The following is a 19,267-nucleotide window of genomic DNA, read 5'->3' as shown; positions in this document are numbered from 1 at the left end:
TTTGCTGGATGTCGAAAAAGTGCCGACCGGGTACAGAGCCCCGTCAGTCGGCCGAGTGGCCCGGCCCGGCCCGCATGGAATGCCGCCGGGTCGTCTCGTAGGCGTTGGTGCCCTTGCGCCCGGACTTCAGCTCGCGGATCTGCTGCGCGACCTCGCCCCGTCGTTGCGACAGGTCCTGTACGGAGGTCTCGTAGAAGCGCGCCAAGTCCTCCAGGGCCGCGCGCAGCGCCGCACCGGAGTCATCGCGCAGCGGCACCGGATCGGCTCCGAAGGCCCGCTCCACCAGAGCCCTCGTCTGCCGGTCCAGCTCCTGCAACTCTTCCCAATCCTCCTCGGCCACGGCCCGTGCCATATGGGCGCGGATCGCTTCGACAGCATCCTCCATGGTCGCCGCGACCGTGACGTCGGCGGTATCGGTCCTATCGCCGGCCGTCATAGGCGTCGGCCCTGGGGGCACACGAGAAGCTGGCCCATGGGCGCCTTCAACTCGCCCGGGCAACACGTTGTTCGGACGGAATATCGTCCCAGCCAGCCTTGATCTCGCGCAGCAGCTTGGCCACCTCGTCCAGTGCCGCCGGATCGTTCTTCGCATTCGCCTCCAGCAGGCGGCGGCTCATGTACTCGTAGAGCGCATCCAGGTTCCCGGCCAGCTCGCCGTTGTGCTTGTGGTCCAGCACTGCCCGCAGGGACTCGACAATGTCGATCGCCTTGCCGATCTTTTCGCCCTTCAGGGCCACGTTGCCCTGCTGCATGGCACCCTTGGCCACGGCAATCCGCTCCAGTGCGCCCTCGAAGAGCATCTGGATCAGGCGGTACGGGTCCGCCACCTGGGCCTCGGCCAGCGCGCCCGACTGCCGGTACTGGTTCACTCCGCGATTCATGCCCGGTCCGTACATGCGTTGGTCTCCGTTATCCGTTCGCCCAAACGGGGCGACTATCGACGAGAATTGTTCTGGGCCAGCGGCATGTTCGCCAGCTGCCCCATCAGAAAATCACCCGTGCTCTGCATCTGCGCCACGGCACTATCCATCCGCGAGAACTGGCCGATCAGGCGCTGTTCCATCTGCTCCAGGCGGACCTCCAGATTCTCGCGTTGCTGGCCGATCCGCTCCAGGTCGTTGCGCAAGCCGTCCGTTCGCGCATTGATCAGACCCTCCGGCCCGATAAAGCCGTCCGTCACTTCCTGCATGCGCCCGCCGATCTCGCGCACGATCTCGGTGACCCGGTCGAAGCCATCCGTCTCCATCGCACGATCGAAACGCTCACCGTCAAACGAGAGCGTCCCGTCGCGGTTGGACACGATCCCCAGTTCCGCCAGCGTCTGCGCATTGGCGTCCGGCACCTGGGCCGGCTGCATCAGCGCATTGCCCAGGCGGCTGCGAATACCGCGCACCGTACTGTCCCCCGTCAGCACCGACCCCTCCTCGGAGTCCGGGTTGAACGAAGTCAGTTCCCGCGTCTGGCCCACCAGGCCGTTGTAGGACTCCACAAAGCCCTGCAGGGCCGCCCGCAACTGATCCTGGTCTTCGCTAACGGAGACCGTCACCGGGGCCTCGGAAGTCGCGCGCAACTCGATGCTCAACCCCTCAATGGTGTCATCGAGCGTATTGGTCGAACTGGTCACTTCCAGACCGTTGATGACGGCGACGGCGTCACGCGCCTGCTGGGTCGTTTCCAGATTCCCGCTCGCCAAACGACCCAGCCCGTCGTTCGCGGCTGCGGTGTCACCGTTCACGGCCACGGAGATCGTGTTCTCCGCTCCGGTCTCCGTAGCGTTCAGCACCAATCGCGCGCCACTGCCATCGTTCACGATGGAGGCCGTCACACCGCCCTCGGCCGCGTTGATCGCGTTGCGCACGTCCCGGAGCGTGTCGCCCTCCTCCACGTCGATGGTAATGGTATTTCCGCCGCCCACGCTGATCTCCAGCAGGCCGGCGCCCACCTCCGCATCCGAGTCATCGAACTGACCGGCCGCCGTCGCTACGCTCTGCGCCTGCGCCAGCTCCTTAACTTGCAGAGAGAAATCGCCGTTCGCGGCCGTGCCGTCGGACGTCACACTGGCCACGCTGGAGTCCGAGACCGTCGCCGACTGCGACAGCTCGAAGCCCGCCAACCGGCTCAGGCTCCCACCCACCTGCTCCACGCTGTTGGTCAGGTTGCCGAACGCGGAGATCTGCGCCTCGATCCGCCCTTCCCGGCGATCGAAACGCTGCTCTTTCGGTACTCGCTCGGCATTGATCAGGTCACCAACGATCTGATTCAGATCCAGTCCCGATCCAACACCCAATGAACTGATGGCCATGGTCTCTCTGCTCCTCGGCGTTCGACGTCTCGAACCCTTTGTACGTGCCCTTTGCACGTGCGATATATCACTTAACGACAGCCTAGCCCAAATCTTGAGCGGGCCGCAGAAGAATCCGTCGACGCCGGACGTCCGTCCCCAGCCCCGCCCGCAACCCCGTCATTGCGAGCGAAGCGAAGCAATCGCCAGAACCTGGCCCCAATACGTCGATCCGACCCAGCCCCAGACCCATACTCCGTCATCCCGGAAACTGCGCAGCAGTTATCCGGGATCTCCACCGCCGAAGGTGGCACAGACGTCGGGGGCATTCCGGCGCGGGAGATCCCGGCTCTCCGCTGCGCTGCGGCCGGGATGACGGTAGAGCGGCTGTGGCCGCGTCTATGGTGAAGCGGGCGTGGCCGGAATCGCGCCCCGCGAATCGCCAGGCCACGGAAAGGCGCAAACACCCGAAACGCCATCCAAACCCCAACCCCGTCACCCCGGAAACTGCGCAGCAGTTATCCGGGATCTCCACCGCCAAGGCTGCCCCTTCCGTGTGGTGCATCCCGGCGCGGGAGATCCCGGCTCTTCGCTTCGCTGCGGCCGGGATGACGGCAAGGGGGCCGCGGCACGGATGACAGGGAAGGGGCCAGCGGACCGTGGATCTGCGGCTGGCTGGCGCTGGCACAACGAAAAAAGCCGGACCCATTACCGGATCCGGCTCAATGAAACATACCGCGTTGAGGTGCAGTCTGAAGAAGGCGCTCAGGCCTTGTCCGCCAGCCCCGTACCGCCGAGCTCCTGCTCGGTCTGGAACTGCTCCACCAGGGCCAGCACGGCCTCCGGCGGGATCTGGCGGATCACCTCTTCTCGTTCTCCGTCCATCACCGTAATCACCGTGCGGCCGCTGCTGTCGTCCACGCTGAACTCCAGCGCCCGCTTGGTGGATTGCAGATAGGAATTGATCGACTCGACCACATGATTGACCTCGGCCATATCCATGGCCTCGATCGCCGGTCCGGTGGAACCAGGAGCCGTTGATTCCGAACGACTGTCCGCACGAGCCACGGCCTCCGGCTGCCCCTCGCCACCAACAAGACCCGCGCCGGGACCGGGCGCCTTCGCCCCCTCACCCCCGCGCGGGTTCACTGCAACCAGCGGCGATGTGATATTACCGATTCCATCACTCATATCGCTGTCCTCATCAGAAGGGGTGGATGGCGGCTTCGCCATCCACCCTCAACCAGAGCCCGAGTGATCGAGCTTACTGCAGCAGGGCCAGCACGTTCTGCGGAACGGCGTTGGCCTGCGACAGCACCGAGGTACCCGCCTGCTGCAGCACCTGGGCGCGTGTCAGCTCGGCCGTCTCCGAAGCGAAGTCCGCATCCTGGATCCGCGAACGGGCTGCGGACAGGTTCTCCGTGGAGATTTCCAGGTTGTTGATGGTGTTCTCGAAGCGGATCTGCACCGCACCCAGTTCGGAGCGCAGGCCACTCACCTGCTGCAGCGCGAAGTCCATGGTGCGCAGGGCCTCGGTCGAACTCTCGCGCGTCAGAACGTCGACGTTGTTGAGCCGGTTCTGCTCGGTGAGCGCGTCATTCAGTCCACCCAAGGTAGCAGCGTCCGTACCACCCACTTCAATCTCTGTACCCACTTCACCAGCCAAGACGATACCCGCCTCGAAGGTGGCATCGCCACCCAGGATCGCAGGGGCGTCATCCACAAGCGCGATATTGGCACCCGACGTGTTGGTTAACACAATCGTGCCAGCATTTTCGCCCTCTTCGGCGGTAACTCCGGTCTGCGCCGTGAAGTTGTTAATGCTCTCCACCATCCCCGCTGCGCCATCACCGGCCGTAAAATCTATTTTGACGCCATTCAGTTCGATCGAACCAGTGGCGCTGTCATCCACCGTCAATTCGCTCGAAGTCACGCTTGTGGCACGCGAGGCCTCGACCCCGGTGGTCGAAAGCTCGTTGTTGATCGCGGCAACGATGTCGTTCACGGATGCCACGTCGGTCAGGTCGATACTCACACCCTGAACGGTCAAATCGCCCGCCAAATCGTCCGCCAGATTCGTTGCAACTGTATCAATGCTGTTTCCTTCGGCCACGGCAGCACCCAGCACGGAGGCCTGGGCATTGACCCCGTTCACGGAGATCGTCTGACCCTGGTTCGCACCCACTTGGAAGAACAGATCTTCAAGCGAGCCATCCAGGATCTTTTGTCCGTTGAACTCGGTCGCGTTTGCGACCCGGTCGACCTCGGCAATCAGCTGCTGAACTTCGTTATTCAACGCCTGGCGGTCGGAGGCGGAATTGGTATCGTTCGCCGACTGGACGGCCAATTCGCGGATACGCTGCAGCGCGTCACCCACGGTCCCCAGGGCGCCCTCCGCTGTCTGCGCGAAAGAAATACCGTCGTTGGCGTTACGCACCGCCTGGTTCAGACCGCGGATCTGGGTGGTGAAACGCTCGGCGATGGCCAGGCCGGCCGCGTCATCCTTGGCGCTGTTGATACGCAGGCCCGAGGACAGACGCTCCAGGCTCTGAGACAGCGCGCCCTGGGAGTTGTTCAGGTTACGCTGGGCGTTCAGGGAAAGAACGTTGGTGTTAATTACTTGGGACATGATCGCTCTCCTGTAAGAGTCTTGCGTCACCGCCTCGGGCGGTTCTGGTGAACGGGTTGATCCCCGCTCTCACAAGCCTTAACGACCCTCACCCAGGAACCTTTAGCCTAATTTCGAATTTTTTTGCCACGGGGCGGCACTCCTTTGCCGCCGCGCCCCTGACCGGCCCGGCCCCACCCCCGCCATCGCTCTCGTCATCCCGGCCGTAGCGCAGCGAAGAGCCGGGATCTCCCCACGCGGGCACACCCCGACGTATGTGCCACGTCCAACGACGGAGATCCCGGATAACTGCTCCGCAGTTTCCGGGATGACGAGGGTTGGGTGATCGTCCCGAGGGATGGGTGGTCATCCCGAACGTGCGTGCATCCATCCAGCCCGCATCCCCTGGCCTTTGTCCCGGCGGGCCCCTCCTTCGCCATCACCCCGGCCGCAACGCGCCCCTCCCCGTCATCCCGGCCGCTGCGCTCCCCTTACCGTCATCCCGGCCGCAGCGAAGCGGAGAGCCGGGATCTCCCCACGCGGGGACGCCCCGACGTCTGCGCCACCCCCGACGGTGGAGATCCCGGATAACCGCTTCGCGGTTTCCGGGATGACGGGGTGTGTAGGGGGCGACTGCTGCGATAGTCACAGGTGCCGGTCACCACGGCTGGCGCGGGCTAGAGCAGCCAGGTGGTGCCGATGCGGTGATCGGGGGTGGCGCCGGGGATCAGGTCCATCAGGAGCCAGCCGAAGATCAGGGTGATGAAGGCGCCGCAGAAGATGGTGGCCACGAACAGGCCGATGCGGTTGCCGCGGCGCAGGCCGATGATCTCGCGCAGGGCCCAGTAGAGCAGCCAGAGGGAATACAGGATCAGCAGCAACGCGATGCCGTTGCCCCAGGGCCAGGGGAACGCCGCGACCACCTTGCCGACCCAGGCGGGCAGCAGCCCTACGGAAACCGCCAGCATCGCCCGGTCCGGGTGCGAATAGCCCTGGAACAGATCGGTCAGGTAGTGCGCGGACCAGGCCATCCCCAGCACCCCGATGCTCATCGCCAGCATGCTGTAGACGCCAAAGCCCCAGGCGCCCGGCATGGCCTCGGGTGGCAGGCCGGTCGGGATCACCTGGTAAAGCCATTGGCTCGCGACCACGCTCACCAGCAGCACCGGCAACGCCAGCCCCAGAAACGTCTGCCACCACGGCGGGGCCGGCTCGATTGCACGCGCATCGCGCACCGCCCCAAGCGGGTTTACGAGCGCGCGCAGGGTCATGCGGGCCGGGTTGAGTCTCACGGGAACGTTCATCGCCGAAGTATGTGGCAATTCCGTGACCATTCGATGACAGCTTTTACGAACTCTCGACATGCATCATCTGGTCCTGAACGCGGAGACCCTGAATTGGCTCGATTGACGATCCGTTTGCCGGACGACAAGTACGAACGGCTGAAGGCGCTGGCGCGCGAACGCGGGACCAGCGTGAACCGCCTTGTCGACGAAATGGCCACGCTGATGATTGCGGAGCACGATGCCGAGACCCTTTTCCGGGTGCGCGCCCAGCGTGGTCAGGGCCGGGAACAGGAAGGTCTTGCGCTGCTGGACAAGGCGATGGGAAACACCTCGCCTCATTGAGCAGCAGCGCCCTAATGCAGGGCGAGCACTAGCGCCATGACGGTAATCGCCACCATTTCCACGAGCTCCAGGGTGGCGCCGGCGGTATCGCCGGTGAAACCGCCGAGCCAGCGACGCAGGAAGGCGGCGATGGCGAACACCAAGGCCAGCGCAGCGGCCAGGCCCAGGATCAGGCCCCAAACGCCGGTGACCAGCGCCAGTAGCAGGATCAACACGCCGGTGGCGACCAGCACCATCTGGGCGGGGCTGCGCGGCAGGTGTGCGGCCATCTCGGCACCCAGGCCCTGCTCTCTCACATAGGGCACCAGCAGAAACAGCCCGGTGAGCGCCGCGCGCCCCAGCACGATGGCGACCAGCAACGCCATCCAGGCGCCCGCCTCCACCACGGCCACAAGCGCGGCGAACTTGATCAGCAGCACCAGGATCAGGGCCGCGACCGCCATCGGGCCGCTGGTGGGATCCTTCATGATGGCCTGAGCGCGTTCCGGATCCTGGTGGCTGCCGACCCAGGCGTCCACCGTGTCCGCTAGCCCGTCCAGGTGCAGCGCACCCGTCAGACCGACCCATAACGCGAGCGCCAGTGCCGCGACCAAGAGCGGCGGCGTGCCAGGTATGGCCGCCAGCGCGATACCGACCAGTATCACGACCAGGCCCAGGATCAGGCCGACCAGCGGGTAAGCCAGTACCGAACGACCCAGGTCGGCCGGTTGCGGGTCGAGCGCGGGGGTGGGCAGGCGGGTGAGGAACTGGAGGGCCAGCCAGAGGGGTGTTAGCGCGGCGCTCATGCGGGTGCCCGGTCGGACTTTGGTGGGAGGTATTCGCGGCCAAGGGCGCTCCTACAATATGTAGGACGCACACCGCTGGTTCTCGGCATTCCTGTGGGAGCGGCCTTGGCCGCGAAGCCCCTGCCCGCGCCAGACTTTGGCAGGGGCTTCGCGTGCAAGCACGCTCCCACAAGAGCCCTCACAAGGTCACCCACAGGGCCTTGGCCCACCAAGGGCAGGAGATTCATGGGTAGGGCTTCCATGGCTCGACAATATGCAGCGAGGCGAGCGGGACGTCGATACCGAGCAGCTTCTCCAATGGCCAGTCCTCGCGCAGGGCACGGATCAGGCGAATGACGCCACCGTGGACGATCACGAGCACCCGCTCGTTTTCGCTCGGCGCCAGGTCGTTCCAGCCGGCGACGACGCGGTCGCGAAACTCCTGAAGCGACTCGCCGTCGGGTGGCGGGTGATTCAGCGGGTCCCGCCAGAAACGGCCCAGTGCACCAGCGTCCGTCTCCATCAGGGCCGCCGCCGTGCGGCCTTCCCAGGTGCCAAAGTCGAGTTCGGCCAGGCGGTCGTCGACGGCGAGCGGTACACCGGCCTCTTCCGCAAACGCCTGTGCCGGGGCGCGGCAACGCATCAGCGGCGAACAGACAATGCGATCCCAGACGCTACCTCCGGCCAGAGCATCGCGCATCGCCGTCCACCCGCCCTCGGTCAGCGGAACATCGCTGCCGCGTCCACAAAAGCCCTGGCCGGTGGTCTCGCCGTGGCGCAGCAGGCCGATGCGCGTGCCCCCGACGCTCAAGCGCCCTCTCCACTAACACCCGCCTCGGCGAAGGTCGCCATGCCGGAGTGCAGCTCGCAGGCCAGGCGCAGCAGGGGCACGGCCGTGGCCGCCCCGCTCCCCTCGCCCAGGCGCATGCCAAGATCCAGCAGCGGCTCGGCCTCCAGCGCCGCCAACAGGCGCTGATGACCCGGCTCCGCCGAGGTATGGGCATAGAAGAACCAGTCCGCCGTGCCCGGGCACAGGCGCTCGGCCACCAGCGCCGCCGAGGTGCTGATGAAGCCGTCCACCAGAACCGGCAGGCCGATCTGGGCCGCGGCGATATACGCGCCGGCAAGCCCGGCAATCTCGAAGCCCCCCAGGCAGCGAAGGCTGCCGAGGGCGTCGCCCCGCACGGCCGCATGAGTCTGGAGCGCCTGTTCGATGACCTCGGCCTTGTGCCTCACCCCGTTCGCGTCCAGGCCCGTGCCGGGGCCGGCCAGATCGGCGGGCGGCAGATCCAGCAGGGAACAGGCCAGCGCAGCGGCGGAGGTCGTGTTTCCGATCCCCATCTCGCCGCCGACGAACATCTGGGCGCCGCTGCGCCGGGCGCGTTCCGCGCACTGGCGGCCGGCGTTCAGGGCGCGTTCCAGCTGCGCCGGCGTCATGGCCGGTTCGCGGGCCAGGTTCGCGGTGCCGGGGCCCAGGTTCAGTTGCTGCACACCGCTAACAGCGGGCGGCTCCGCGACCGTGCCCAGGTTGATCACATCGATGGAGGCGCCCAGGTACCGCGCGAGCACCGAGATCGCCGCCCCGCCCGTGGCGAAGTTCGCGACCATTTGTGCCGTCACGGCCTGCGGAAAGCGCGAGATGCCCTCCGCCACCACGCCGTGATCGCCGGCGAACACCGCGATGTGGACGTTCTCCAGGCTGGCCTTTTCCTGGCCCTGCATGCCGGCCAGGCGTTCGGCGATAGCCTCCAGTTGCCCGAGCGACCCGGGCGGCTTGGTCAGCTGGGCCTGCCGTTCAGCCGCGGCCCGCCGGGCAGCGGCGTCGAGGGTCGCCGGCGGCACCTGCAGCCAGTCACAGTCTTCGGTCACTTGTTGGTCCTCATTAGTCTCTCGTGCGTGCTTTGCCACTTTCCTTCATCCCGACCCATGGCTCCTCGCCATCCCGGCCGGCTACTTCCCGTCATCCCGGCCGCAGGGAAGCGGAGAGCCGGGATCTGCCCACGCGGGAACACTCCGACGTCTGCGCCACCTCCCACGACGAAGATCCCGGATAACCGCTGCGCGGTTTCCGGGATTACGACGTTGGGGGGAACATCCGAATGTCTGGAACAGGAATCCTGGCCACCCGCCCACATGACATCCCGGCCCATTACTTCTCGCCCTCCCGGCCGTAAGCGCTTTCCTTGGCGTCATCCCGGGCGCAGCACTCCCCCCTGACGTCAGCCCGCCCTCCCACTACTGTCCGCCATCCCGGCTGCAGCGAAGAGGAGAGCCGGGATCTCCCCACGCCGGGACCCCCCGACGTCCGTGCCACCTGCCAACGACGGAGATCCCGGATAACCGCTTCGCGGTTTCCGGGATGACGAGGGTTGGGTGGCCGGGATGATGATTGGGGTCGGGTTGCTGCGGTGGTGACGGCCAGCCGGCGTGCTTGTCTATGTGCCTGGAGGGCGGAATGCTTGTATGCCGGCCTGTCACAGCGGGTCACCCTTCAGGACGTGCGGGAGGCCGGCGACGGTAAGGACGACGCGGTCCATTGCCGGGGCCAAGCGCTGGTGGAGCCAGCCGGCCTCGTCGGCGAAGCGACGGGACAGTGCGTCCATGGGCGTGATCCCCATGCCGGTTTCATTGGAGACGAACACCAACGTGCCCGGCAGGCGCGGAACCGTCTCAATCAGGGCCTCGCGTTCACGCTCGATCCGGCCCTCGTCATCGGTGCACAGTAGCTGGGTGAGCCACAGGGTCAGGCAGTCCACTAGCAGGCACTGCTCGGGTCCCGCGGCCTGCTCCAGCGCCCGGGCCAGGCCCGTGCCCGCCTCGACGAGGCCCCAGTCTCCGGGCCGGTCGGCGCGATGGCGTTCGATCCGGCGCGCCATCTCGGCATCGTCCGCGCGCGCCGTCGCCACGTAGGTCACGGGCAGGCCGCTGGCCACCGCCAGTTGTTCCGCCAGCCGGCTCTTGCCCGAGCGCACCCCACCCAGTACCAGGGTCTTCATGCGACTGGCTCCTTCGGTTCGGCTTGCAGAAGGGTCAGTATGTATTTCATATCCATATGTTCTTCCAGGGAATCGGCGAGGCGTTCCAGGCCGCGCTCCCGCGCGGTGGCCAGGTCTTCCCCGGTCGCCATCCCGCTCCGCATACCCGCCCAGTGCAGCAAGGCCTCGGAGGCGTCCGATGTATCGAACACGCCGTGGACATAAGTTCCGGCCACCGCGTCATCCTCGCTGCGCGCGCCATCCGCGCCGTGTTCCAGCTGCAGCACCGGCCGCTCCAGGCCCGGACCGGTCGTCACGCCCGCATGGATCTCGTAGCCCTCCACGCGGGCCTCCCGATCCAGCACGCGGTCGCCGCGAACCCGCTCCAGGTGCTTCTCGGGTGCGAGCCGGGTCTCGATATCCAGCCATCCCAGCCCCGGCGTGGAGCCCGACTGGCCCTCGACGCCATCGGGATCGTGCACGGCGTGGCCCAGCATCTGGAATCCACCACAAATCCCCAGCACCTTGCCGCCATAGCGCACATGCCGCTGCAACGCTTCTTCCCAGCCCTGCTCGCGCAGCCAGGCGAGATCGGCGCGCACGGACTTCGAGCCCGGTAGGATGACCAGATCCGCGGGCTGCAGGGATTCGCCCGGCCCCACAAACCGCAGGTCCACTGCCGGGTGCAGGCGCAGCGGGTCGAAATCCGTATGGTTGGAGATGCGCGGCAGTGCCGGCACGACCACCTTCAGCGCGTCCGCGGGCGTCGAAGGCATCGCCTCGCGCGGCAGAGCGTCCTCGGCATCCAGGTAAAGCCCGTGCAGGTACGGGATCACGCCGAGCACCGGCTTGCCGGTCTCCTGTTCCAGCCAGTCCAGCCCGGGTTGCAGCAGGCCGATATCGCCGCGAAAGCGGTTGATCACGAAGCCCCGCACCCGGGCGCGCTCTGTCTCGCTCAGAAGCGCCAGCGTGCCCACCAGATGCGCGAACACCCCGCCCCGGTCGATATCCGCGACCAGGATCACCGGGCAGTCCACGGCTTCGGCAAAGCCCATGTTGGCGATGTCGCCCGCGCGCAGGTTGATTTCCGCCGGCGATCCGGCGCCCTCCACCAGCACATGGGCGTACTGCGCCGTCAGGCGCCGATGCGATGCCAGCACGGCCTCGCGCGCTACCGGCTTGTAGTCGTGATAGGCACGGGCATCCAGCTCCGCCGCCGGCCGACCATGGATGATGACCTGCGCCCCCTGGTCCGAGCTGGGCTTGAGCAGCACGGGGTTCATGTCCGTGTGCGGCTCCAGACCACAGGCCGCCGCCTGCAGGGCCTGGGCGCGTCCGATCTCGCCACCGTCGGCCGTGACCGCGCTGTTCAGCGCCATGTTCTGCGGCTTGAATGGCACCACGGACAGTCCGCGCCGGTACAGCACCCGCGCCAGCCCCGCCACCAGCACGCTCTTGCCGGCATCCGAGGTCGTGCCCTGCACCATCAGTGTCGTACCCATCAGGACGCCCCCAGCGCTTGTTCCAGGCGCTTCCATTCGTGTTCCTGCCCCGGCAGGCCAAAACGAAGGCTGCCCGGCTCATCAAACCGCCGCACGAGGATGCCCTGCGCGCCCAGGTGATCCTGCCAGCCTGCGGGATCGTCCACGCGGCACCACTGAAACAGCGCGGTGCCACCGGCGGGTTCCAGCCCCTGGTCGCGCAACAAGTCCGCCAGGCGCTGGCCACGTGCCTGGAGCATGCCGCGCGTCTCGGCCTGCCAGGCCCGGTCCGACAGCGCCTGGGTGGCGATCCAGCGGGACGGTCCGGCAAGACCCCACGGCCCCATCCGGGCGGCCAGCCGCGTGCGCAGCGTGTCCTCCGCGATGACAACCCCCACGCGCGCCCCGGCCAGGCCAAAGAACTTGCCCAGCGAGCGCAGCACCACCAGCCCTTCGCGCGGCGCCTCCTTGGCCAGGCTCGCCTGCGGTGTCACGTCCATGAACGCCTCGTCCACGATCAGCCAGCCGCCGCGCGCGGCCAGGGCCGCATGCCACGCCAGCAGGTCCGCGCGGTCGAACCGTTGCCCGGTCGGATTGTTCGGGTTGACCAGCACCAGCACGTCCAGGCCGGGCAATGCAGCCTCGATCGAATCCCCATCCAGCGGGACGACGTCGTGCCCGGCCCCGTGCCAGGCCCGGGCGTGCTCGTTGTAACTGGGCTCGAGGATGCCCACGCGCGAAGGGCCTTCCCGTAGCGCGGGCAGCAGCTGGATCGCGGCCTGGGAACCGGGCACCGACAACAGCGCCCCGGTCCCGTAATAGGCGGCGGCTACGGCCTCCAGGCCGTCGTCCGGTTCCGGCAGGCGCGCCCAGGCCCCTGGCGGCAGCTCGCCCGCGGGGTAGCCATGCGGGTTGATGCCCGTGGAGAGATCCAGCCAGTCGGCCTCGGGGATCCCGTAGCGCGCAGCCGCCTGACGGATACCGCCCCCGTGCACCTGGATCAGTACCTGCGGCTCCGGCTTCTGCATCGATTGGGCCTCAGAACAGGACAACGACAATCACTCCGGCCACAATGAAGGCCATCCAGATGGCCAGCGCACGATCCAGCAGCGCAACCGCCTGGCGAATGCCTGCCGCGTCGGGCATGCGGCCCATCCCCAGACGGGGTCGCCACTCGCGCTGCCCGCCATAGGGCGCCGCCCCCCCCAGGACCACGCCCAGCGCACCCGCCCCCGCGGCCATCACCGGCCCCGCATTCGGGCTCTTCCAGCCGGCGGCCTGCTCGCGCCAGCACTGCAGCGCGTCCCGGCCACGACCGGCCAGGGCATAGCCCAGCGCCGTGAGACGGGCCGGGATCAGGTTCATCGCATCGTCCAGGCGCGCGGCGGCCCAGCCAAACGAGCGAAACCGGTCATTGCGATAGCCCCACATCGCGTCCAGCGTGTTCACCAGGCGATAAGCCACCACGCCCGGTGCGCCAGCCACCAGGAACCAGAAGATCGTGGCGAACAGCGCGTCGTTGCCGTTCTCCAGCACCGACTCGATGGTCGCGCCACTCACCCCGCGCGCGTCCAGGGCCGCCGTGTCGCGACTGACCAGCATGCCGACACCGGTGCGCGCCCCAGACAGGTCATCCTTTTCCAGGGCCTCGGCCACCACCTCCGCATGCTCGTCCAGACTGCGCCAGCCAATCGCCAGCGTGAGGATCGCCAGCGTCAGAACCCAGCCCCAGGCCAGCGACGCGCCCAGTGCGGCCAGCGCCACCCAGGGCAGGACCAGTGCCGCGAGGAGGAGCGCTCCGCGTGCACGACTCGGCGCATGCCAGCGGGATTCGGCCCAGGCGGCCAGCCGGCCGAATCCGGCCAGCGGATGGAACCGCCGTGGGTCACCAAACAGTCGGTCCAGGATCAGGGCGCCGATCAAGATCAGAAAGGTACTCATGTGTCGCCACCCCCGGATGGCCCATCCGGACGCGCGGCGGATTCCCGCACAACCGTGGGCAAGGCCAGCTCGCACGGCGCACCCCAGCGATCCTGGAACACCAAGTCTTCCAGTGGGCGCCGGCTGTCCCAGCCCGCGGTCTCCAGCATTGGCCGGTCATAGAAGCGCTCCACATGCCCCAGGCACAGCACCGCGATCGGGTACCCGCCTTCGGGCATGTCCAGCCGATTGGCCAGCCAGTCCGGATCGAACAGGGAAACCCAGCCCATGCCCAGGCCCTCGGCGCGGGCGGCCAGCCACAGGTTCTGGATCGCACACGCGGCAGAACAGAGGTCCATCTCGGGGAGCGTCCGCCGGCCCAGCACGTAGCGCTCGCGGCCATCGGTCAGGGCCACGACCAGCAACTCGCCCGCCTCGCGGATGCCCTCCAGCTTCAAGCGATGCACGTCGGCCGCGCGCTCGCCACAGGCCTCGGCGGTGCGCGCCTGTTCATCCGCCGCGTGGGCGTGGAGCGCCTCGCGCACCGCCGGGTCGGTAATGCGCAGGAAGCGCCAGGGCTGCATGTAGCCGACGCTCGGCGCGCGATGCGCCGCCTCCAGCAGCCGCCGCAACACCGCTGGATCGACCGGGTCCGGCCGAAAATGGCGCATATCCCGGCGTTCCGCGATCACGCGATAGACGGCCGCAAGATCATCTTGGGAAAATCCCGAACCCCCGGCATCAGCGCCCGGGCAGGAAGGGTTCTCATTGGCGGGCAACTCGGACTGCATCGGCTTACCGTCAGGGGGACACGACGCGGATGCAGAGGGATCGGGGTGTGGCCACAGGGGCCCGCACCTACCGACCCTCGCCCACCGCGCGGTCGCAGAAACATCGTCCAGGCCGGTCTCCGGGCTCGCGAGGCCCCGGGCAACCCGGGGCGGCAAGTCGCCTTCCCGGGCCACGTTCGGCCCAGTGGCTTTCGACTTGTCGAGGTCCGAGCGGCCTGCGGAAGCACCCCTCGAACCCACTCGCTTACCGTTGCGGGGGCAGCGTCGGAATGGGGCTGCGGAGGATCTCGCGCCTGCACCGACTTCCCGTTTAACCCGCGCGATCAGTCGCCCGGGCACCTGGTAGCAAGCCGCCAATCATACGCGGCAAGCCCACTGCCGACCAATTGACGCTCCGAGGGGCCCCAAGCTTGCTGCTATGATGCCCCGCTAGTCCAGCGGCAGGTGGCGGCTCCCCAGCCGGCTCGAAGGCGCTTGAACAACCAATCCAATGCGACTGTAAAATCATGCAATTCTTGACTTTCCGAACTCCACTGCTCGCTTGCCTCCTGGGCGTGCTCTCAACCCCGCTGATCGCAATGGCGGACTCAATCACGGTCACCGACGACGATGACCGCGAGGTCCATCTGGAGCAGCCTGCCGAGCGCATCGTCAGCCTGGCGCCGCACATCACCGAGGTGCTGTTTGCCGTGGGTGCGGGGGACCGCATCGTGGGCGCAACGCAGTACAGCGATTATCCGCCCGAGGCGGAGGGCATCCCGCGGATTGGCGGTTACAGCCGGATTGACCTGGAACGGGTACTGGAAAGGGACCCCGATCTAGTGATCGCGTGGAAGAGCGGCAACTCCGCCTCCCAGGTCGAACGCCTGCGCGAACTGGGACTGCCAGTGTACGTATCGGAACCACGCAGCTTCGAGGGTGTGGCCTCGAGCATGCGGCGGATGGCCACGCTCGCCGGCACGCATGACCAGGGCGAGGCCGCGGCAGAGGACTTCCTGGGCCGAATGGACGCGCTCCGCGCCACGTACGGCGACCGGGACCCGATTCGCGTGTTTTATCAGGTGTGGGAGCAACCGTTGATGACGGTCAATGACGACCACCTGATCGCCGAGGCCATCGCCGTCTGTGGCGGCGTGAACGTGTTCGGCGATCTCGACCGCCTGGTGCCACGCATTGGCCGCGAAGCCGTACTGGATGCCGACCCCGAGGTCATCATCGGCGGCGGCATGGGCGAGGACCGCCCCGACTGGGTGGTCGCCTGGGGCCAATGGGAGGACATGACCGCGGTCCAGCGCGACAATCTGTTCTTCATTCCCCCTTCGCTCCTGCAACGCCATACCGGACGCATCGCGGAAGGCACGGCCCTGATGTGCGAAGAGCTCGAACGCGCCCGCGCACGCCGTCCCGCCCCATGACCATGACGGTCCGCCTCGCAGTCTCTCGGAAAGGATATCGCGGGACACCAATGAAGGAGCGTTGTACGTGCGCTGAAGGCAGCGCTCCCGCCGTTCCGGCAACCTACCGCTTCGCCCGCCTGGAGCGGAGGGCTACCGCTTGACCCGTTCGTTCCTCCTGGCCCTGGGCGCGCTGTTGCCCGCGTCTGTGCTCTCCGTTCTGGTGGCACTGGCCTACGGCAGCGTGCAGATTCCGTTCCCTGACCTGCTGAGTGTCTTCTTCGGCGAGGCCTCGCGACTGCACAGCACCCTGGTACTGGATCTGCGCCTGCCACGCGCGCTGGCCGCGTTCGCCGCCGGCGGGTTGCTAGGCCTGGCCGGAGCGCTGATGCAGGTCCTGCTGCGCAATCCACTGGCCGATCCCTACGTGCTGGGGCTCTCCGGCGGTGCCTCGGTGGGCGCCTTGCTGGCGATGCTCGCGGGACTGTCCATGTTCTCGGTCTCGGCCGCGGCCTTCGTGGGCGCCCTGCTGTCCACCATTCTGGTGTTCGGCCTGGCCCACGGCACGGGCAGCTGGACCCCGACCCGCCTGCTGCTGACCGGTGTCGTGGTGGCCGCCGGCTGGGGCGCGATGATCAGTTTCATCCTCGCGGTCAGCCCCACTGCGGAGCTCCCGGGCATGCTGTACTGGCTGATGGGCGACGTCTCCCATGCCCGCAACCCCTACCCGGCCTGGGGCGTACTCGTGGTCGTGGCGCTGCTCGCCCTGCCATTTGGCCGCACCCTGAACGTGCTCGCGCGCGGCCCGATGCAGGCCGCGGCCCTCGGAGTGGCCGTACGCCCGGTGGAATGGACGATCTATGTGGTGGCGGCCCTGATCACCGCGACCGCGGTCACCCAGGTCGGCGCGGTCGGCTTTGTCGGGTTGATCGTGCCGCACATGCTGCGTCTGATCTTTGGCAACGACCAGCGCGTGATCCTGCCGGCCTCGGCCCTGGGCGGGGGCATCCTGCTCACCCTGGCCGACACCCTGGCCCGCACGATCATCGCCCCGGAGCAATTGCCGGTGGGCGTCATCACCGCGATGCTGGGTGTCCCGGTGTTCCTGTTCCTGCTCTACCGGAGCCGCTGATGCCGCGTACGCCTTCCCCCGCCCCCGCAGCGACCCAGCCACACGACACGCCGGGCCTGGGCGCGCGCAGCGTCCACCAGGAACCGGGGCCCAAGACCCTGCTCGCGACGCATGAGCTCGTCATCGACGTGCCCGAGCGGCCGCCCGGTTCGCCGCTGGACCTGACGGTCGACCCGGGCCAGTGCTGGGGCATCCTGGGCCCGAATGGGGCCGGCAAGAGCACCCTCCTGCAGACCCTCGCCGGCCTGCGGACCGCGCGTGCCGGAACCATCAAGGTCAAGGGACAATCCATTGCGACCCTCGCCCGCGCGGAACTGGCCCGTCGCCTGGGCCTGGTCTTCCAGACCCACCACGACGGCTTTCCCGCCACCGTGCTGGAGACGGCCCTGATCGGGCGCCACCCGTATCTGCGGCCCTGGGATATCGAGTCTTCCGAGGACTACGCCCGCGCCCGGGCGGCACTCGCGGCGATGGATCTCGCCGACCTCGAGGACCGCATGGTGGACACCTTGTCCGGCGGGGAACGCCAGCGCCTGGCGATCGCGACCGTGCTGACGCAGGACCCCAGCCTGCTCCTGCTGGACGAGCCCACCAGCCAGCTGGACCTGCATCATCAGGTGGCCGTGCTCAACCGCGTGCAGGCCATCGTCGGTCAGGAAAACCGAGGCGCGGTGTTGGTCCTGCACGACGTCAACCTCGCGGCGCGCTACTGCGATCACTTGCTACTGCTATTCCCTGACGGACAGGCGTGCTGGGGCCCCACGGCCACCATGCTGGTGCCCAGCGCACTGGAGCGCCTGTACAACCAACGCCTGAGCGTGGGTGAGGTGGACGGCCTGCCCGTCTTCCTGCCGCGCAACGAGTAGTCCCCATGGAATTCTTCCGCACCCTGCATTCCGACCTGGATGCCGAAAACCTGCAGCGAAGCCTCACCGTGTCCGCATTACCCGACGCCAGCGGCGCGATCGATACGCTGATCGCCGACGAGGGCCCCGATGCCGGCGTCGTGTACTGCCTGTGGGGCGAGTTTCGCGTCCATCGGGAAGTCATCAACGGTGGCGTGCGCTTTTCCCTGCCGGAATGCCCGAATGGCCTCGCCTGGACGCTGACCACCGGTCACCCGCCGGAGCCGCGGGCCGTCACCCTGCACCTCACCATCAATCGTCAGGAACACGATCCCGATTTCATCGAAAGCCTGGAGATGTTCGCCGATTCCTGGGAGCTTTCGGCCACCTGACAGAACGCCCCATGACGGGAAACGATGCAATTTTCTTTTCGTTTCATGGTCGGTATGGTGCAGATCTGTTGCGAAGGAGAACGCCATGAACCCGACACCGCCGGACAGCGTGAAGACCTCTCATCCCACCCAGGACGGGGCCGGGGTGAAGATTCGGCGCATCCATGATTTTAGTGGCGGGCTGGATCCCTTCCTGATGCTGGACGAACTGAAGGCCAGCGCGCGCGAGGACTACATCGGCGGCTTCCCCTCGCACCCGCACCGCGGTTTCGAGACGCTGACCTACCTGGTCCACGGCGGCCTGACTCACGAGGACTCCATGGGCAATCAGGGCCGCGTCGAGGCCGGCGAGGCCCAGTGGATGAGCGCCGGCCGCGGTGTGATCCACTCCGAGATGCCGCTGCTGGATGCCGACGGCCTGCACGGCTTCCAGCTTTGGGTAAATCTGCCCGCCGCGCGCAAGATGGACCCGCCGCGCTACCGCGACGTGCGCGCCGACGCGATGCGCCACCTGCCGGAAGACGACGATTCGCTGCGCTTCAAGGCCATTGCCGGCTCCTGGCAGACCAGCGCCGGGGACACCGAAGGCGCGCTGCCGCAGATCGGCGAAGGCGCCGCCATGGCCGATCTCACGCTACCGGCCGGCTACCGCCTGTCGCTTGCGGTGCAACTGGAAGATCGCGTGCTGGCCTACGTGTTCGACGGCGAGCTGACCGGCCTCGGCACGGGCCAACTGGGCGTCTGGCACGGCCACACCCAGGTCCACCTGATCGCGCAGCAGGATGCCCGGGTACTGCTGTTCAAGGGGCGGCCCCTGGGCGAACCGATCGCCCACTACGGCCCGTTCGTGATGAACACCTCCGACGAGATCGAACAGGCCATCAGCGACTACCAGTCCGGCCAGCTCGCCGCCGAACCGGCCAGCATGGACTGAGCTCGAGCCAGCCCATCATCCCGCAAGTTCCTCGCGCGAGTCCCCTCACCGTCATCCCGGAAACCGCCCAGCGGTGATCCGGGATCTCCCCGCGTGGACCAAACCCCGACCTGCTGCCTGGC

The 19,267-nt window shown here is 67.4% G+C and carries 20 protein-coding genes and 1 riboswitch; of the genes, 6 read left to right on the top strand and 14 right to left on the bottom strand.

From position 1 onward, the window contains the following. Nucleotides 1-43 precede the first annotated feature (43 nt). The 6 genes from G335_RS0110750 to G335_RS0110725 form a co-directional block, all read right to left on the bottom strand. Nucleotides 44-436: a flagellar protein FliT gene (locus G335_RS0110750; protein WP_018176759.1), complete on the bottom strand. Its 393-nt coding sequence runs from the start codon at nucleotides 434-436 to the stop codon at nucleotides 44-46. Nucleotides 437-482: 46 nt separating this feature from the next. Continuing rightward, nucleotides 483-896 (bottom strand): flagellar export chaperone FliS, encoded by a 414-nt coding sequence (fliS, locus tag G335_RS0110745; RefSeq protein WP_018169828.1) that lies wholly within the window; start codon nucleotides 894-896, stop codon nucleotides 483-485. Nucleotides 897-934: 38 nt separating this feature from the next. Further along, nucleotides 935-2,302, bottom strand: coding sequence for a flagellar filament capping protein FliD (gene fliD, locus G335_RS0110740; RefSeq protein WP_018176758.1), 1,368 nt, complete (start codon nucleotides 2,300-2,302; stop codon nucleotides 935-937). A gap of 744 nt (nucleotides 2,303-3,046) precedes the next feature. Beyond that, entirely contained in the window at nucleotides 3,047-3,472 is a 426-nt protein-coding gene (locus G335_RS14420) for a flagellar protein FlaG (RefSeq protein WP_255349374.1), read from the bottom strand. 73 nt (nucleotides 3,473-3,545) lie between these two features. Beyond that, complete coding sequence (locus G335_RS0110730) at nucleotides 3,546-4,910, bottom strand: flagellin (RefSeq protein WP_018176756.1); 1,365 nt, start codon at nucleotides 4,908-4,910, stop codon at nucleotides 3,546-3,548. 656 nt (nucleotides 4,911-5,566) lie between these two features. Next, complete coding sequence (locus G335_RS0110725; RefSeq protein ID WP_018176755.1) at nucleotides 5,567-6,193, bottom strand: YIP1 family protein; 627 nt, start codon at nucleotides 6,191-6,193, stop codon at nucleotides 5,567-5,569. A 114-nt stretch (nucleotides 6,194-6,307) separates the two neighbouring features. Here G335_RS0110725 and G335_RS0110720 point away from each other — a divergent pair, with 114 nt between their 5' ends. Then, entirely contained in the window at nucleotides 6,308-6,517 is a 210-nt protein-coding gene (locus tag G335_RS0110720) for a hypothetical protein (protein WP_026304825.1), read from the top strand. Nucleotides 6,518-6,528: 11 nt separating this feature from the next. Here the strand turns inward: G335_RS0110720 and G335_RS0110715 are convergent, their stop codons facing one another. From G335_RS0110715 to bluB, 8 genes are all read right to left on the bottom strand, one after another. Then, nucleotides 6,529-7,302 carry an adenosylcobinamide-GDP ribazoletransferase gene (locus tag G335_RS0110715; RefSeq protein ID WP_018176753.1) on the bottom strand — a complete coding sequence of 258 codons (774 nt, stop codon included), beginning with the start codon at nucleotides 7,300-7,302 and terminating at the stop codon, nucleotides 6,529-6,531. Between the two features lie 223 nt (nucleotides 7,303-7,525). Then, a complete protein-coding gene (locus G335_RS0110710) occupies nucleotides 7,526-8,092 on the bottom strand; it encodes a histidine phosphatase family protein (RefSeq protein WP_018176752.1) in 567 nt (188 codons plus the stop codon). Further along, entirely contained in the window at nucleotides 8,089-9,150 is a 1,062-nt protein-coding gene (gene cobT / locus G335_RS0110705) for a nicotinate-nucleotide--dimethylbenzimidazole phosphoribosyltransferase (RefSeq protein WP_018176751.1), read from the bottom strand. Before cobT ends, G335_RS0110710 begins: the two co-directional genes overlap by 4 nt. A gap of 605 nt (nucleotides 9,151-9,755) precedes the next feature. Beyond that, the gene (gene cobU, locus G335_RS0110700) at nucleotides 9,756-10,277 is read right to left on the bottom strand and encodes a bifunctional adenosylcobinamide kinase/adenosylcobinamide-phosphate guanylyltransferase (protein ID WP_018176750.1); all 522 of its coding nucleotides are present in this window, start codon (nucleotides 10,275-10,277) and stop codon (nucleotides 9,756-9,758) included. After that, nucleotides 10,274-11,758: a cobyric acid synthase gene (locus G335_RS0110695; protein ID WP_018176749.1), complete on the bottom strand. Its 1,485-nt coding sequence runs from the start codon at nucleotides 11,756-11,758 to the stop codon at nucleotides 10,274-10,276. Before G335_RS0110695 ends, cobU begins: the two co-directional genes overlap by 4 nt. Further along, a complete protein-coding gene (gene cobD, locus G335_RS0110690) occupies nucleotides 11,758-12,765 on the bottom strand; it encodes a threonine-phosphate decarboxylase CobD (protein ID WP_018176748.1) in 1,008 nt (335 codons plus the stop codon). Before cobD ends, G335_RS0110695 begins: the two co-directional genes overlap by 1 nt. 10 nt (nucleotides 12,766-12,775) lie before the next feature. Next, a complete protein-coding gene (gene cbiB, locus G335_RS0110685) occupies nucleotides 12,776-13,678 on the bottom strand; it encodes an adenosylcobinamide-phosphate synthase CbiB (protein WP_018176747.1) in 903 nt (300 codons plus the stop codon). Beyond that, a complete protein-coding gene (gene bluB, locus G335_RS0110680) occupies nucleotides 13,675-14,448 on the bottom strand; it encodes a 5,6-dimethylbenzimidazole synthase (RefSeq protein ID WP_018176746.1) in 774 nt (257 codons plus the stop codon). The genes cbiB and bluB overlap by 4 nt, the downstream gene beginning before the upstream one ends. Nucleotides 14,449-14,540: 92 nt before the next feature. Then, a riboswitch (cobalamin riboswitch) is annotated at nucleotides 14,541-14,806 on the bottom strand. Between the two features lie 220 nt (nucleotides 14,807-15,026). Between bluB and G335_RS0110675 the strand changes: the two genes are divergently transcribed. From G335_RS0110675 to G335_RS0110655, 5 genes are all read left to right on the top strand, one after another. Continuing rightward, nucleotides 15,027-15,863 carry a cobalamin-binding protein gene (locus tag G335_RS0110675; RefSeq protein ID WP_018176745.1) on the top strand — a complete coding sequence of 279 codons (837 nt, stop codon included), beginning with the start codon at nucleotides 15,027-15,029 and terminating at the stop codon, nucleotides 15,861-15,863. 139 nt (nucleotides 15,864-16,002) lie between these two features. Further along, the gene (locus G335_RS0110670; protein WP_018176744.1) at nucleotides 16,003-16,974 is read left to right on the top strand and encodes an iron ABC transporter permease; all 972 of its coding nucleotides are present in this window, start codon (nucleotides 16,003-16,005) and stop codon (nucleotides 16,972-16,974) included. After that, nucleotides 16,974-17,840, top strand: a complete 867-nt coding sequence (locus G335_RS0110665) for an ABC transporter ATP-binding protein (protein ID WP_018176743.1) — start codon at nucleotides 16,974-16,976, stop codon at nucleotides 17,838-17,840. The genes G335_RS0110670 and G335_RS0110665 overlap by 1 nt, the downstream gene beginning before the upstream one ends. 5 nt (nucleotides 17,841-17,845) lie before the next feature. Continuing rightward, nucleotides 17,846-18,211: a hypothetical protein gene (locus G335_RS0110660; protein ID WP_018169845.1), complete on the top strand. Its 366-nt coding sequence runs from the start codon at nucleotides 17,846-17,848 to the stop codon at nucleotides 18,209-18,211. An 85-nt stretch (nucleotides 18,212-18,296) separates the two neighbouring features. Continuing rightward, nucleotides 18,297-19,145 (top strand): pirin family protein, encoded by an 849-nt coding sequence (locus tag G335_RS0110655; protein ID WP_018176742.1) that lies wholly within the window; start codon nucleotides 18,297-18,299, stop codon nucleotides 19,143-19,145. The last annotated feature ends 122 nt before the right edge of the window (nucleotides 19,146-19,267 follow it).

The sequence above is a fragment of the Thioalkalivibrio sp. AKL8 genome (assembly GCF_000380525.1).
Classification (GTDB): Bacteria; Pseudomonadota; Gammaproteobacteria; order Ectothiorhodospirales; family Ectothiorhodospiraceae; genus Thioalkalivibrio; species Thioalkalivibrio versutus.
This window is presented reverse-complemented; position numbering and strand designations above follow the sequence as displayed.

Coding starts and splice junctions, on each gene's coding strand:
- G335_RS0110750 (WP_018176759.1), bottom strand. CDS start 436: ATGACGGCCGGCGATAGGACCGATACCGCCGACGTCACGGTCGCGGCG.
- fliS (WP_018169828.1), bottom strand. CDS start 896: ATGTACGGACCGGGCATGAATCGCGGAGTGAACCAGTACCGGCAGTCG.
- fliD (WP_018176758.1), bottom strand. CDS start 2,302: ATGGCCATCAGTTCATTGGGTGTTGGATCGGGACTGGATCTGAATCAG.
- G335_RS14420 (WP_255349374.1), bottom strand. CDS start 3,472: ATGAGTGATGGAATCGGTAATATCACATCGCCGCTGGTTGCAGTGAAC.
- G335_RS0110730 (WP_018176756.1), bottom strand. CDS start 4,910: ATGTCCCAAGTAATTAACACCAACGTTCTTTCCCTGAACGCCCAGCGT.
- G335_RS0110725 (WP_018176755.1), bottom strand. CDS start 6,193: ATGAACGTTCCCGTGAGACTCAACCCGGCCCGCATGACCCTGCGCGCG.
- G335_RS0110715 (WP_018176753.1), bottom strand. CDS start 7,302: ATGAGCGCCGCGCTAACACCCCTCTGGCTGGCCCTCCAGTTCCTCACC.
- cobU (WP_018176750.1), bottom strand. CDS start 10,277: ATGAAGACCCTGGTACTGGGTGGGGTGCGCTCGGGCAAGAGCCGGCTG.
- G335_RS0110695 (WP_018176749.1), bottom strand. CDS start 11,758: ATGGGTACGACACTGATGGTGCAGGGCACGACCTCGGATGCCGGCAAG.
- cobD (WP_018176748.1), bottom strand. CDS start 12,765: ATGCAGAAGCCGGAGCCGCAGGTACTGATCCAGGTGCACGGGGGCGGT.
- cbiB (WP_018176747.1), bottom strand. CDS start 13,678: ATGAGTACCTTTCTGATCTTGATCGGCGCCCTGATCCTGGACCGACTG.
- bluB (WP_018176746.1), bottom strand. CDS start 14,448: ATGCAGTCCGAGTTGCCCGCCAATGAGAACCCTTCCTGCCCGGGCGCT.
- G335_RS0110675 (WP_018176745.1), top strand. CDS start 15,027: ATGGCGGACTCAATCACGGTCACCGACGACGATGACCGCGAGGTCCAT.
- G335_RS0110665 (WP_018176743.1), top strand. CDS start 16,974: ATGCCGCGTACGCCTTCCCCCGCCCCCGCAGCGACCCAGCCACACGAC.
- G335_RS0110660 (WP_018169845.1), top strand. CDS start 17,846: ATGGAATTCTTCCGCACCCTGCATTCCGACCTGGATGCCGAAAACCTG.
- G335_RS0110655 (WP_018176742.1), top strand. CDS start 18,297: ATGAACCCGACACCGCCGGACAGCGTGAAGACCTCTCATCCCACCCAG.